Source organism: Pseudomonas sp. IT-P74 (assembly GCF_949768175.1).
Taxonomy (GTDB): Bacteria; Pseudomonadota; Gammaproteobacteria; order Pseudomonadales; family Pseudomonadaceae; genus Aquipseudomonas.
In genome coordinates this window covers 38,293-51,352 of sequence record NZ_CATKQD010000005.1, presented here as the reverse complement: position 1 = coordinate 51,352, position 13,060 = coordinate 38,293, and the positions used below count along the sequence as shown (strand labels likewise).

The following is a 13,060-nucleotide window of genomic DNA, read 5'->3' as shown; positions in this document are numbered from 1 at the left end:
GGAAAACACTATGAGTGCAAAAGTCTGGCTGGTAGGTGCGGGCCCTGGTGATCCGGAGTTACTCACGTTGAAAGCGGTACGCGCCTTGCGGGAAGCAGATGTGGTGTTGATCGATGATCTGGTCAATGTCGCGGTACTCGAGCATTGCCCTGGCGCGCGGATCATTCCGGTGGGCAAGCGCGGCGGCTGCCGCTCCACCCCGCAAGCGTTCATCCATCGCCTGATGCTTCGTTATGCCCGGCAGGGTAAATGCGTGGCACGGCTCAAGGGCGGCGATCCGTGCATTTTCGGCCGAGGTGGAGAAGAGGCGCAGTGGTTGCGTGAGCGTGGGGTCGAAGCCGAGTTGGTCAACGGCATCACTGCCGGGCTGGCGGGGGCGACGCAATGCGATATTCCGCTGACTTTGCGCGGTGTCGCCCGTGGTGTCACGTTGGTCACCGCACACACCCAGGACGACAGCCAATTGAACTGGCAGGCACTGGCCCAAGGCGGAACGACGTTGGTGATTTACATGGGAGTGGCCAAGCTCGGTGAAATCCGTGAGCAGCTATTGGCCGGCGGCATGGCGACGGATACGCCCGTGGCCATGATTGAAAATGCGTCCTTGCCCCATCAACGGGAATGTCGGAGCACTCTCACAGACATGGATGAAGCGGCCTGCAGATTCCAGCTGAAAAGCCCCGCCATACTGGTGATCGGTGCAGTGGCAGCCTGTGCAACTCAATCCCTGGGGGAGCTTGATTTGCCTGTGATGGCGGCAGATCAGTCAGCTTAGTTTCACCTGTTTCACCAAATTGCAGACAAAGAAAAGCCCGGCCTGAGCCGGGCTTTTCAGAGCTACGAGCTAATTACTTAGCTTGAGCTTCAACCTGCGCTTCTACGCGACGGTTAACAGCGCGACCAGCTTCAGTTTTGTTGTCGGCAACTGGGCGGGATTCGCCGTAGCCAACGGACTGAACGCGGGACGACTCAACACCGTACTGGTTGGTCAGAACTTGCTTAACGGCGTTTGCACGACGCTCGGACAATTTCTGGTTGTAAGCGTCAGGACCGACGGAGTCAGTGTGACCTTCAACAGTAGTGGTGGTGGATGGGTACTGCTTCATGAAGTCAGCCAGGTTCTTGATGTCGCCGTAGCTGTTTGGCTTGACTGCCGCTTTGTCGAAGTCGAACTTGACGTCCAGCTCTACACGAACGACTTCAGCAACAGCTGGGCAGCCATCAGCGTCAACAGTTACGTTGGCCGGGGTGTCCGGGCACTTGTCAACGTTGTCGCAAACGCCATCGTTGTCGCTGTCGGAGCAGACTTCTGGAGCTGGAGCTGCAGCGACAGGCTTGTTGCCACCGCCGAAGTTAACACCCAGACCTACGGACGGGATGTAGTCCCAACGGCCGTTGTCCAGCTTGTAGTCAGCTTCTACGCCAGCACGAGCGTAGACGTTTTCCAGGAAGTAGTACTTCAGGCCAGCGCCAGCAGTCAGGAAAGTCGACTGGTCACGACCGGTGTGGCCGTCAGCGGCTACGTTGGTCATGCTGCCGTGCTTGACACCACCTTGAACGTAAGGACGCAGAGCGTCGCCAGCGTTGTTGAAGTGGTACTGAGCGTTCAGACCAAACTGGTCGCCTTCGATTTTCTGATTGCCAGTACCGTTGTTCGAACGGGTGTAGTCGTCGTTGTTGTAGGTAAAGTTCAACGATACGTCGTCGGTCAAGAAGTAACCGATGGAGGCGCCAGGAGTGTAGCCGTCTTCAACGTTGTTAACGCTGTCGTTGTACTTCTTCCCGTAGTTGAGCTCGCCTTCAACTGCGCCTTGGCCTTGTGCCAATGCGCCGAACGAAGTAGCGGCAATAAGAGTACCAATGGCCAAGCCCAAGGTGTTTTTCAGTTTCATCCGTTAAATCCCCATCTGGTGATTGTGAAGCAGTCCCGCAAACCGGGGGACAACTCGGCGGCAAGTCTAACAGAACTTGCCTACACGTAAGAGATATTTGCGCTGAACTAAGTTTCAGCAATGCCTGCAAATTTCTCACGCAATTTATCTAGAGCGCGTTTGTACCGCATTTTTGTTGCACTCAAACCCATATGCATGATGTCTGCGATCTCCTGAAACTCCAGCTCTGCGACAAATCGTAGCACCAGAATTTCCCGGTCAATCGGGTTCACATACACCAACCAGCGATCAAGTCCACCCTTTTCCTCAGGTTTCGGCGTCTTTTCTTCGGACGCTTCCTCGAGGGGGTCAAGACTCAATGCGTCCATCAAGCGACGCTTTCGCCGTTCCTTTCGATACTGTGTAATGCACTCGTTGTACGTGATGCTATATAGCCATGTCTTGAACTTCGATTTACCTTCGAAGTTCTTCAGGCCATACAGCACCTTCAACATGACCTCCTGACAGACATCGTCTGCGTCGCGATCGTTCCCGAGATATCGTGCACACACATTAAATAATGTTCGTTGGTAACGCCGCATCAGTTCTTCATAGGCGCGTGTTACGTGAAACAGCTCGGAATGCGAGCGCGCGACCAACTCCTCATCAGAGAGCTCGCGGGGGTCGTAGCGCATGGATAACGATTGGGCTTTATTCAAAACAAGTCGGGCCGACAGTCAGGTCAATGTCCGCCGCAGCCAGCGTGAGCAGGCATTTTGCGGCGGCATACATTAGCAGGGTTTGCCGGGTTAGCGGCTACTCACATGCTGCTCAAGGAGGATCCGATTGGAAAGAGAGACTAGCTCACCCTCATCGGTCAGCAATGTGGTTTTAACCGTGCCGATCTCTTCGATCTGGCCTTCGACCTCGCCAACACGCACTTGTTGCCCAACCTGGTACAGCTCACGCACGTAGATTCCCGCAAGAATCTGGCCGGCAATTTCCCGGCTTCCCAATCCCATGGCCAGCGCTACCGCCAGACCAACGGTTATCAACACAATCACAATCACATGGTTCAGCAGGTCAGTCTTGACCTCCAACTGGCTGATTGCAACCGAAATACTGATAATGATCACCAGGCCCTGGGCAATCCGTCCAAGCCCTGAAGCATAGTCCAGCCCCACGCCTTCTGCCGCTCCGCGCACCAGCCCGTTGGCCAGTTGCGCCAGCAAGACACCTACCAGCAACACCAGCGCCGCGCCGAAAACCTTCGGCAAATACAACGCTAGCATGTCCAGCGTAGCTGAAACTCGCTCAAGACCAAGGGATTCTGCGGCAGAAACCAGAAAAATCAGCAGAACGAACCAATAGACGATCTTGCCGATCAGGGTCGAAATAGGCACTTGCAACCCGGCGCGGGCCAGCAATTTGGTCAGGCCGGTGCCTCCCATCAAGCGGTCAAGGCCCAATTTGGCGAGCAATTTGGACAGCAGGGTGTCGAGCAGCTTGGCCACGACAAAACCCAACAGCAGCACGACCAGTGCGCCGAACAGGTTCGGAATGAAGTTCGCAACCTTGGTCCACAACGCAGTCATTGCAGTGACGAGGCTCTGAGTCCAGAGATCAAGTTCCATATTCAATCAGCCTTATCAGCAGTGCGAGCAGCAGGTTTACGAAGACGGGATACCGGCGCGACATGGGCCGATCCGTTATTCAGGGCGATCATCAGTGCGGGCAACCAGCGCCCCAGCAGGCTGAACAAATCACCGGCGCCAACCTGGCGGTTGGCGGTTTTCAGCACACGCCCCAGGCACGCATCGTCGTCCCGGGTGGACGGTGAGGCGTTGAGCATGTCGCGTAAAGACTGTTCAAACGGATCGTGCATACGCACCTCTCGTGATGTCTGTGGGAGACGCGGTCAGTTTTGCTCGGGTCACATGCTTTCCCTCAGACCCAGCGCAATCGTCGGAACAACCACCACTGCCCCAGCGCCACCGAGACCATCATCAGGCAGGCGATCAGAAAGCCGTAAGGGCTGGCAGAGAACGGAATTCCACCGACGTTGATCCCCAAAAGCCCGGTCAGAAAACTCATCGGCAAAAAGATCCCGGTGATGATCCCGAAGCGATACATCGTGCGATTCATGCGCACGCTCAAGCGGCGGTCTTCAGCCTCCAGGACCAGCCCCACCCGTTCCCGGGTCAATTCCAGCTCTTCGAGGTAGCGGGTCAGGCTGTTGTTCAATTCGTTCCAGTAATCGCCATCGTCCTCGACGAACCAGGGCAACTTGATCCGCGTCAATTGACCGAAAATGTCCCGCTGCGGAGCAAGAAAGCGCTTCAACGCAGCCGCCCGGCGTCGAATCTGCAAAACCGATCCGTGTTCAGGAGTATACCGTTCGTCGGCATCCAGTTTTTCTTCTTCCTCATCGACCACTTCCGAGAGACAGCTGACCAGATCCTGCACTTTGTTGGTGAGGTACTGCGCCATGCAAAGGATGAGTTCGGAGGCGGTTTTCGGCCCCTTGCCTTCGGACAGTTGCACCAGCAACTCGTCAGTGGCACGCAACGGACGCAAACGCAGGGAAATGACACGCTGGGCAGAGCCGAAGATCCGCACCGACACCATGTCTTCCGGCTCGGCACCGGGGTTCAGATTGACCCCGCGCAAAAATAGCAGCAGTTCGCTGTCGGAAAGCTGTAAAAGTCGCGGACGGGTGTTTTCTTCGAGTAACAGGTCACAGCTGAACTCGCTCAGACCACTGGATTTGCGTAACCAGGTCCGGGTTTGCGGATGACTGCGATCCCAGTGCAGCCACAGGCTTTCATGGGCCTGCAGCTGCAAGTCATCGAGCTCAGTCCGGGCAATCGAACGCGCGCCGCCTTTACCGTCCAGCACCAGGGCATGCACCAGCCCCCATTGCGCGTTTTCTTCCTCGAACATCCGCACTCCTTTGGTCGACCAGCGCTTTATTCAGGCATTTTCAGCGGGCTGGGCGAGATGATCACGCCGTTGTTGTCCGCATAGATGTAATGACCCGGGTGGAAGGTCACGCCGGCGAAGGTCACGGCAACGTTGAGATCGCCGATACCGCGCTTGTCGGTTTTCATTGGGTGGCTGGCCAGCGCCTGAACCCCCAGGTCGGTTTGCGCGATGACGTCGACGTCACGGATGCAACCGTAGATCACCAGGCCTTCCCAGCCATTCTTGGCCGCTTTCTCGGCGAGCATGTCACCCAGCAGTGCGCGGCGCAGGGAGCCTCCGCCATCGACTACCAGGACCTTGCCATCCCCCTTGAGCTCGACTTGCTCCTTGACCAGCGAGTTGTCTTCGAAGCACTTGATGGTCACGATTTCGCCGCCGAAGGAATCACGGCCGCCGAAATTGCTGAACATCGGTTCCAGCACCTGCACCAGTTCCGGATAGGCATCGCAAAGGTCAGGCGTGAGGTAATGGATCATCGAGAAACTCCTGTGAAGAGGAAGACAGCACGAACATCAGTGATGACTCAGCCACGCAAAGTGACCAGAACAGCTCAATGCGTCATATCTTAGCCGCAAGCCGACCAGAGCGAAATGCCCTTGTTAGAGCATCGGGCTCAGATTGCCGCGACCAAATCCTGTTGCGCGCCCGGCAAAGGTGTCTGCTGATCGGCCAGCCAGCGAGTCACCAAAGGCCAGACTTCAGCCTGGGCTGCCTTGCTGACGAGCATTTCCACGTGACCGAAATTGTCGCCGAAGCCCTGCTCGCGTCCCAGGTGGATGAATTGCTTGTGCTCGGAACCGAACTGCTCGAACAGTTTGCGACACGCCCAGGCCGGGTCCTGATGATCACCCGCGGCACTGACCGCCAATACGGGCAACTTGACCTCGGCCAGGCCTGTCCACCAGTCCTTGTCGGCATCACCGAAGCGCCCGAACAAGCCAAACCAGCGCATGCTTTCCAGAGCCAGGCCGATGGGCTCGTCCTCCGGGCCGCGCTTGAGCCTTGAGCCGGACAACTGGGCAAAACGCTTGAGAATGAAGCGACCGCTCCACTCCACCGGTGGAATCTTCAATGGCCAGTAAGTACGACTGACTTGCGTACCGAAAAACGCCGCCGAGGCCACGACCGGCTCACCGATGTACTCGCCACCCAATGCTGCGGCCAGTGTAGTACCGCCCAGCGAGTGACCGATCCAGTGCGGCACCTGCCCGCTCTGTTCGCGCACGAACGCGCCAATGGCCGGCAGGTCATAGCGTGCGTAGTCGGCGACACGGTTCTTGCGGTAGTCATGGTTACGCTGGGACAGGCCGTGACCGCGCATTTCCGGAATCCAGACGTCGAACCCCAGGCGGGCCAGGTAAGCGCCCAACCCCAGGCCTTTGGGAGAAAACCAGAACCGGCGATTGGAAAAGCTGCCGTGCAGCAGGATCACTGGCACGCCACGGGAGGACGACTCATCGGCCATGCCAAGGCGTGTCACAGCCAGTTCGACGGTGAAGTCGGGGCTGTTACCGGGTTTCAAACGATACACATCTTCGCTCAGATCACCGCGCCGTTCGGCGCTGATCAGGGCGACAGGAAATAGGTTGCTGCTGCTTTGCATAATCTCTTGCACAAAAAAGGGCGGCATCCAGATGGAGCCCGCCCTGCTTGAATCTCTAAAACGGCCACCCCCTGTAGGAGCGAGCTTGCTCGCGAAGAACTTCAAGACACCACGTTTATCCAGGAAAAACGCGTAATCGTTGACGTCCATCGCGAGCGAGCTCGCTCCTACAGTGAGCGAGCCGTTCACGCGCTATCAAGCCGAAGCTTGACCTTCCGCCAGGAAGAACCAGGTTTCCAGTACGGAGTCCGGGTTCAACGAAACGCTTTCAATGCCCTGCTCCATCAGCCACTTGGCCAGGTCCGGGTGGTCCGAAGGACCCTGACCGCAGATGCCGATGTATTTGCCGGCCTTGTTGCACGCGGCAATGGCATTGGCCAGCAGCTTCTTCACCGCCGGATTACGCTCGTCGAACAGGTGGGCGATGATGCCGGAGTCACGGTCCAGGCCCAGGGTCAGTTGGGTCAGGTCGTTGGAGCCGATGGAGAAACCGTCGAAGAACTCGAGGAACTCTTCAGCCAGGATGGCGTTGGATGGCAGTTCGCACATCATGATCACGCGCAGGTCGTTCTGGCCACGAGCCAGACCGTTTTCCGCCAGCAGATCCACCACCTGGCTCGCTTCGCCCAGGGTACGGACGAACGGCACCATGATTTCGACGTTGGTCAGGCCCATCTCGTTGCGCACGCGCTTGAGAGCGCGGCATTCGAGTTCGAAGCAGTCACGGAACGATTCGCTGATGTAACGCGAGGCACCGCGGAAGCCCAGCATCGGGTTTTCTTCTTCCGGCTCGTACAGCTTGCCGCCGATCAGGTTGGCGTATTCGTTGGACTTGAAGTCCGACAGGCGCACGATGACCTTTTTCGGCCAGAACGCAGCCGCCAGGGTGCTGATGCCTTCAACCAGTTTCTCGACATAGAAGCCGACCGGGTCGTCGTAACCGGCGATGCGCTTGTCGACGCTTTCCTTGATGTCCAGCGGCAGACCGTCGTAGTTCAGCAGTGCCTTGGGGTGCACGCCGATCATGCGGTTGATGATGAACTCGAGGCGGGCCAGGCCCACACCGGCGTTCGGCAGCTGCGCGAAGTCGAAGGCACGGTCCGGGTTGCCGACGTTCATCATGATCTTGAACGGCAGTTCCGGCATGGCGTCCACGGAGTTCTTCTTGATATCGAAGCCCAGTTCGCCTTCGAAGATGAAACCGGTGTCGCCTTCAGCGCAGGAAACGGTCACGCCCTGGCCGTCTTTCAACAGCTGGGTGGCGTTGCCGCAACCTACTACCGCTGGAATACCCAGCTCGCGAGCGATGATCGCCGCGTGGCAAGTACGTCCGCCACGGTTGGTGACGATGGCGCTGGCGCGCTTCATGACCGGTTCCCAGTCCGGGTCGGTCATGTCGGAAACCAGTACGTCGCCTGGCTGGACCTTGTCCATCTCGGACACGTCCTTGATGATGCGGACCTTGCCAGCGCCGATGCGCTGACCGATGGCACGACCTTCCACCAGCACGGTACCGGTCTCTTTCAACAGGTAACGTTCCATGACGTTGGCCTGGGTGCGGCTCTTCACGGTTTCCGGACGGGCCTGCACGATGTACAGTTTGCCGTCGTCACCGTCCTTGGCCCACTCGATGTCCATCGGGCACTTGTAATGCTTCTCGATGATCATCGCCTGCTTGGCCAGCTCGCTGACTTCAGCGTCGGTCAGGCAGAAACGTGCGCGTTCAGCCTTGTCCACGTCGACGGTCTTGACCGAACGACCGGCCTTGGCCTCGTCGCCGTAGATCATCTTGATGGCCTTGCTGCCCAGGTTGCGGCGCAGGATGGCCGGACGACCGGCTGCCAGCGTGCCTTTGTGGACGTAGAACTCATCCGGGTTCACTGCGCCTTGTACGACGGTTTCGCCCAGGCCGTAGGCGCCGGTGATGAACACCACGTCACGGAAGCCCGATTCGGTATCGAGGGTGAACATCACGCCGGCGGTGCCGGTTTCGGAGCGGACCATGCGCTGCACACCAGCGGACAGGGCGACCAGCTTGTGGTCGAAGCCCTGGTGCACGCGATAGGAAATGGCACGGTCGTTGAACAGCGAGGCGAACACCTCTTTGGCGGCGCGAATGACGTTTTCGACACCACGGATGTTCAGGAAGGTTTCCTGCTGGCCGGCAAAGGATGCGTCCGGCAAGTCTTCGGCGGTGGCCGAAGAACGCACGGCCACGGCCATGTCAGGGTTGCCGGCGGACAGCGTGGCGAACGCGGTACGGATTTCGGCATTCAGTTTTTCAGGGAACTCGGCTTCCATGATCCATTGGCGGATCTGGGCACCGGTCTTGGCCAGGGCATTCACGTCATCGACGTCCAGGGCATCGAGCGCATCGTGAATCTGCTGATTCAGGCCGCTCAGTTCCAGGAAGTCACGATAAGCCTGAGCGGTCGTGGCGAAGCCGCCGGGCACCGATACACCGGCACCTGCAAGGTTGCTGATCATCTCGCCCAGGGATGCGTTCTTGCCCCCCACATGCTCTACATCATGGACGCCGAGCTTATCGAGGGAAACTACGTACTCTACCAAGGTGATCTCTCCACTAACTGTGTTGGAAAAGCTCAGAAACCGGCTGCTTGAATGTGCATTTGCCGGCTATATGGCCTGGACCTGGAAAATAAGTGAGAATGCGGGCCAATGGCGGCCGGCAAATCGCGCCTATCATATCCAAGATTCGTCACTAGCTTAAGGCCCAAGGTGCAAATGAAACGATCTGCTTTCTTTATCTCCGATGGTACCGGTATTACTGCCGAAACCCTGGGTCAAAGCCTTCTGGCGCAGTTCGAAAACATTACCTTCAGCAAAGTCACGCGGCCGTACATCGACAACGTGGACAAAGCTCGGGCCATGGTACAACAAATCAACAAAGCCGCCGAAACCGACGGCTTCCGTCCGATTATCTTCGACACCATCGTCAATCAGGACATTCGTGAGATTCTCGCAACCTCGAATGGTTTCATGATCGACATTTTCTCGACGTTCCTGGCACCGCTTGAACAGGAACTGACCGAGCATTCTTCCTACACCGTGGGCAAATCCCACTCCATCGGCGCCAACACCAATTACATGGAGCGTATCGAGGCCGTTAACTTCGCCCTCGACAACGACGACGGCGCCCGCACGCACTATTACGACAAGGCCGACCTGATACTAGTGGGCGTGTCGCGATGTGGTAAGACGCCGACGTGCCTGTACATGGCGATGCAATTCGGTATCCGTGCAGCCAACTATCCGCTGACCGAAGACGACATGGAACGCCTGCAACTGCCGTCCGCCCTGCGCGCCCACCAGCACAAGCTGTTCGGTCTGACCATCGACCCCGACCGCCTCACCGCGATCCGCAACGAGCGCAAGCCCAACAGCCGCTATTCGAGCTACGCCCAGTGCGAGTTCGAAGTGCGCGAGGTGGAAAACCTGTTCCGCCGCGAGAACATCCCGAACATCAACTCCACGCATTTTTCCGTGGAGGAAATCTCCGCGAAAATCCTTGTGGAGAAAGGCGTCGAGCGGCGGTTCAAATAAATCTCTATTGCCTGTTCTGGCCTCATCGCTAGCAGGCTAGCTCCCACAGTTGATTTGTGTTCACCGCAGATCCCCTGTGGGAGCTAGCCTGCCAGCGATTGAACGATAACGCGGTCTCCTAGATAACAAACAAATCCACAAACCGGTTTACCGCTGTCGCCTCGAGTTTCTGCTGATCCTTGCACAGCGCGAAAATCTCCTCACTGCGCTGCCCGGTGAATCGTGTCAGCAAGTTCGCCCTGAACTTGTCCTCCAGCAACGGAATCCCTTCAGCCCGACGCCGACGATGCCCGATCGGGTACTCCACCACTACATTTTCGGTACTCGAACCGTCCTTGAAAAACACCTGCACCGCGTTGGCAATCGAGCGTTTGTCGGGCTCCAGATACTCGCGGGTGAAACGCGGCTCCTCAACAATCACCATCTTGTCGCGCAGCACATCGATGATCGGATGTGCCTTGTGAAAATCATCTTCGTAGTACTCGGCAACCAGATTGCCGAAAGCCAGCGGTACAGCCGTCATGTACTGGATGCAGTGATCGCGATCAGCAGCATTGGCCAGTGGGCCGACCTTGGAAATGATGCGAATCGCCGACTCGTGCGTAGTAATCACGATCCTGTCGATTTCATGCAGTCGATTGCGCACCTGCGGGTGCAGAGTCACCGCCGCCTCACAGGCCGTTTGCGCGTGGAACTCGGCCGGAAAACTGATCTTGAACAACACGTTCTCCATCACATAACTGCCATACGTCCGCGAAAAACTGAACGCACGCTTGTCTTCAGGCTTGAGCGCCAGATCATTGTTGGTGTGGCTGAACAATACGTCGTAAAACCCCCACTGCCTGGCACTCAATACACCGGGAATGCCCATCTCGCCGCGCATCGCCATGTCAGCCAAACGCACGCCACGACTGGACGCATCACCCGCCGCCCAGGATTTACGCGAACCGGCATTCGGTGCATGCCGATAAGTGCGCAATGCCTGACCGTCAGCAAAGGCATGAGACAACGCCGACAACAACTGCTCGCGATTGGCACCCATCAGCTTGGCTGTGACCGCGGTAGAGGCGACTTTCACCAGAATGACGTGATCGAGGCCGACACGGTTGAACGAGTTTTCCAGGGCGATCACGCCTTGAATCTCGTGGGCCATGATCATCGCTTCAAGCACTGTACGCATGGTCAGCGGTGCCACGCCATTGGCCAGGTGCTTTTGTGATAAATGGTCGGCTACGGCGAGAATACCGCCGAGGTTGTCCGACGGATGCCCCCACTCCGCCGCGAGCCAGGTGTCGTTGTAGTCGAGCCAGCGCACGATGCAGCCGATGTCCCACGCCGCCTTCACCGGATCGAGTCGGTAACTGGTCCCCGGCACCCGGGCGCCGAACGGCACGACGGTGCCTTCCACCACGGGTCCCAGATGCTTGGTGCACTCCGGAAAACGCAGGGCCAGCAGGCCGCAACCCAAGGTATCGATCAGGCAGTTGCGCGCGGTATCCAGCGCCTCTGCGGACTCGATCTTGTAGTTGAGAACGTAATCGGCAATGTCCTGCAGGACCTTGTCGTAGTCCGGACGGTTGTTCAGGTCGACGTTGGCACTCATGTTCGATTCACTCTATGAAGTGGGTCGTTGATGGGACCTCGGTTCAGGGCATTCTCAGTCAATGACAATTCTTACTATTGAAATCCATTCCACTGTGGGAGTGAGCTTGCTCGCGATGGCGTCGGCACATCCAGCATTGATGTCGTCTGACACTCAGCTATCGCGAGCAAGCTCGCTCCCACAGGGTTTTCGGTGATCTTAGAAAGAATCACCCGGCACACGCACAAAGCCTTCCATCAACACCCGCGCACTGCGGCTCATGATTGCCTTGTTCACAGTCCACTCGCCGTTCACCAGACTGGCCTCTGCGCCGACGCGCAAGGTGCCGGACGGATGTCCGAAGCGCACCGCGTTGCGTTCGATGCCGCCCGCTGCGAGGTTCACCAAAGTGCCGGAAATCGCCGCGGCCGTACCGATCGCCACTGCCGCCGTACCCATCATCGCGTGATGCAGCTTGCCCATGGACAACGCACGCACCAACAGGTCGACATCGCCTGCCGCAATGGCTTTGCCGCTGGACGAAACGTAGTCCGCCGGCTTGGCCACGAAGGCCACTTTTGGTGTGTGTTGGCGTTTCGCCGCTTCGTCGATATTGGCAATCAGGCCCATGCGCAATGCGCCGTAAGCGCGGATGGTTTCGAACATCAGCAAGGCTTTCGGGTCGCCATTGATCGCGCCCTGCAACTCAGTGCCCTTGTAGCCGATGTCTTCGGCATTGACGAAAATCGTCGGGATGCCGGCGTTGATCATGGTCGCCTTGAAGGTACCGACGCCGGGCACTTCCAGATCATCCACGAGGTTGCCGGTAGGGAACATCGAACCGCCGCTGCCCTCTTCGTCCGCCGCCGGATCGAGGAACTCGATCTGCACTTCGGCCGCCGGGAAGGTCACGCCGTCGAGTTCGAAATCGCCGGTCTCCTGCACTTCACCATTGGTGATCGGCACGTGGGCGATGATGGTCTTGCCAATGTTGGCCTGCCACACGCGAACCACCGCCACGCCGTTGTGCGGGATGCGGCTGGCGTCGACCAGGCCATTGCTGACGGCAAACGAACCGACCGCCGCCGACAGGTTGCCGCAGTTGCCGCTCCAGTCCACGAAAGGCTTGTCGATGGACACCTGACCGAACAGGTAATCGACATCGTGATCAGCCTTGATGCTTTTCGACAGGATCACGGTTTTGCTGGTGCTGGAAGTCGCGCCGCCCATACCGTCGATTTGCTTGTCGTACGGGTCGGGGCTGCCGATCACACGCAGCAACAAAGCGTCGCGGGCCGGGCCCGGGACCTGTGCCGCTTCAGGCAAATCCTTCAGGCTGAAAAACACGCCTTTGCTGGTGCCGCCGCGCATGTAAGTTGCTGGAATCTTGATCTGAGCTGCGTGAGCCATGGTGCTCTTACTCCTAACCTTGAAAACAGACACGGGACTCAAAGT

At 58.0% G+C, this 13,060-nt stretch carries 12 protein-coding genes; 2 read left to right on the top strand and 10 right to left on the bottom strand.

Features of this window, described 5'->3' with window-relative positions:
* Positions 1 to 10 precede the first annotated feature (10 nt).
* Positions 11 to 775: a uroporphyrinogen-III C-methyltransferase gene (gene cobA, locus ACM6J5_RS04865; RefSeq protein WP_150671838.1), complete on the top strand. Its 765-nt coding sequence runs from the start codon at positions 11 to 13 to the stop codon at positions 773 to 775.
* A 73-nt stretch (positions 776 to 848) separates the two neighbouring features.
* On the opposite strand, the gene ACM6J5_RS04860 is transcribed toward cobA, so the two are convergent.
* From ACM6J5_RS04860 to ppsA, 8 genes are all read right to left on the bottom strand, one after another.
* A complete protein-coding gene (locus tag ACM6J5_RS04860) occupies positions 849 to 1,892 on the bottom strand; it encodes an OmpA family protein (protein WP_150671839.1) in 1,044 nt (347 codons plus the stop codon).
* Positions 1,893 to 1,999: 107 nt separating this feature from the next.
* Positions 2,000 to 2,590: an RNA polymerase sigma factor SigX gene (sigX, locus tag ACM6J5_RS04855; protein WP_095945166.1), complete on the bottom strand. Its 591-nt coding sequence runs from the start codon at positions 2,588 to 2,590 to the stop codon at positions 2,000 to 2,002.
* A gap of 90 nt (positions 2,591 to 2,680) precedes the next feature.
* A complete protein-coding gene (locus tag ACM6J5_RS04850; RefSeq protein ID WP_053157419.1) occupies positions 2,681 to 3,505 on the bottom strand; it encodes a mechanosensitive ion channel family protein in 825 nt (274 codons plus the stop codon).
* A gap of 2 nt (positions 3,506 to 3,507) precedes the next feature.
* On the bottom strand, positions 3,508 to 3,756 hold the full coding sequence (locus ACM6J5_RS04845; RefSeq protein ID WP_008048593.1) for a hypothetical protein: 249 nt from the start codon (positions 3,754 to 3,756) through the stop codon (positions 3,508 to 3,510).
* A gap of 62 nt (positions 3,757 to 3,818) precedes the next feature.
* The gene (locus ACM6J5_RS04840; RefSeq protein ID WP_095945167.1) at positions 3,819 to 4,814 is read right to left on the bottom strand and encodes a zinc transporter ZntB; all 996 of its coding nucleotides are present in this window, start codon (positions 4,812 to 4,814) and stop codon (positions 3,819 to 3,821) included.
* A 26-nt stretch (positions 4,815 to 4,840) separates the two neighbouring features.
* The gene (gene rraA / locus ACM6J5_RS04835; protein ID WP_172435379.1) at positions 4,841 to 5,329 is read right to left on the bottom strand and encodes a ribonuclease E activity regulator RraA; all 489 of its coding nucleotides are present in this window, start codon (positions 5,327 to 5,329) and stop codon (positions 4,841 to 4,843) included.
* Positions 5,330 to 5,469: 140 nt separating this feature from the next.
* Positions 5,470 to 6,459: an alpha/beta fold hydrolase gene (locus ACM6J5_RS04830; RefSeq protein WP_414927925.1), complete on the bottom strand. Its 990-nt coding sequence runs from the start codon at positions 6,457 to 6,459 to the stop codon at positions 5,470 to 5,472.
* Between the two features lie 195 nt (positions 6,460 to 6,654).
* Complete coding sequence (ppsA, locus tag ACM6J5_RS04825) at positions 6,655 to 9,030, bottom strand: phosphoenolpyruvate synthase (protein ID WP_095945169.1); 2,376 nt, start codon at positions 9,028 to 9,030, stop codon at positions 6,655 to 6,657.
* A 174-nt stretch (positions 9,031 to 9,204) separates the two neighbouring features.
* Between ppsA and ACM6J5_RS04820 the strand changes: the two genes are divergently transcribed.
* The gene (locus ACM6J5_RS04820; RefSeq protein ID WP_008048584.1) at positions 9,205 to 10,023 is read left to right on the top strand and encodes a pyruvate, water dikinase regulatory protein; all 819 of its coding nucleotides are present in this window, start codon (positions 9,205 to 9,207) and stop codon (positions 10,021 to 10,023) included.
* Positions 10,024 to 10,141: 118 nt separating this feature from the next.
* Here the strand turns inward: ACM6J5_RS04820 and prpD are convergent, their stop codons facing one another.
* Positions 10,142 to 11,626: a 2-methylcitrate dehydratase gene (gene prpD / locus ACM6J5_RS04815; RefSeq protein ID WP_095945170.1), complete on the bottom strand. Its 1,485-nt coding sequence runs from the start codon at positions 11,624 to 11,626 to the stop codon at positions 10,142 to 10,144.
* A gap of 198 nt (positions 11,627 to 11,824) precedes the next feature.
* Positions 11,825 to 13,015 (bottom strand): 2-methylaconitate cis-trans isomerase PrpF, encoded by a 1,191-nt coding sequence (prpF, locus tag ACM6J5_RS04810; protein WP_414927924.1) that lies wholly within the window; start codon positions 13,013 to 13,015, stop codon positions 11,825 to 11,827.
* Between the last annotated feature and the right edge of the window lie 45 nt (positions 13,016 to 13,060).

What these genes read in the sequence shown, in the direction of transcription:
- ACM6J5_RS04845 (WP_008048593.1), bottom strand. Translation starts at nt 3,756, where the DNA reads ATGCACGATCCGTTTGAACAGTCTTTACGCGACATGCTCAACGCCTCA.
- ACM6J5_RS04850 (WP_053157419.1), bottom strand. Translation starts at nt 3,505, where the DNA reads ATGGAACTTGATCTCTGGACTCAGAGCCTCGTCACTGCAATGACTGCG.
- prpF (WP_414927924.1), bottom strand. Translation starts at nt 13,015, where the DNA reads ATGGCTCACGCAGCTCAGATCAAGATTCCAGCAACTTACATGCGCGGC.
- ACM6J5_RS04840 (WP_095945167.1), bottom strand. Translation starts at nt 4,814, where the DNA reads ATGTTCGAGGAAGAAAACGCGCAATGGGGGCTGGTGCATGCCCTGGTG.
- ACM6J5_RS04830 (WP_414927925.1), bottom strand. Translation starts at nt 6,459, where the DNA reads ATGCAAAGCAGCAGCAACCTATTTCCTGTCGCCCTGATCAGCGCCGAA.
- ACM6J5_RS04820 (WP_008048584.1), top strand. Translation starts at nt 9,205, where the DNA reads ATGAAACGATCTGCTTTCTTTATCTCCGATGGTACCGGTATTACTGCC.
- cobA (WP_150671838.1), top strand. Translation starts at nt 11, where the DNA reads ATGAGTGCAAAAGTCTGGCTGGTAGGTGCGGGCCCTGGTGATCCGGAG.
- ACM6J5_RS04860 (WP_150671839.1), bottom strand. Translation starts at nt 1,892, where the DNA reads ATGAAACTGAAAAACACCTTGGGCTTGGCCATTGGTACTCTTATTGCC.
- prpD (WP_095945170.1), bottom strand. Translation starts at nt 11,626, where the DNA reads ATGAGTGCCAACGTCGACCTGAACAACCGTCCGGACTACGACAAGGTC.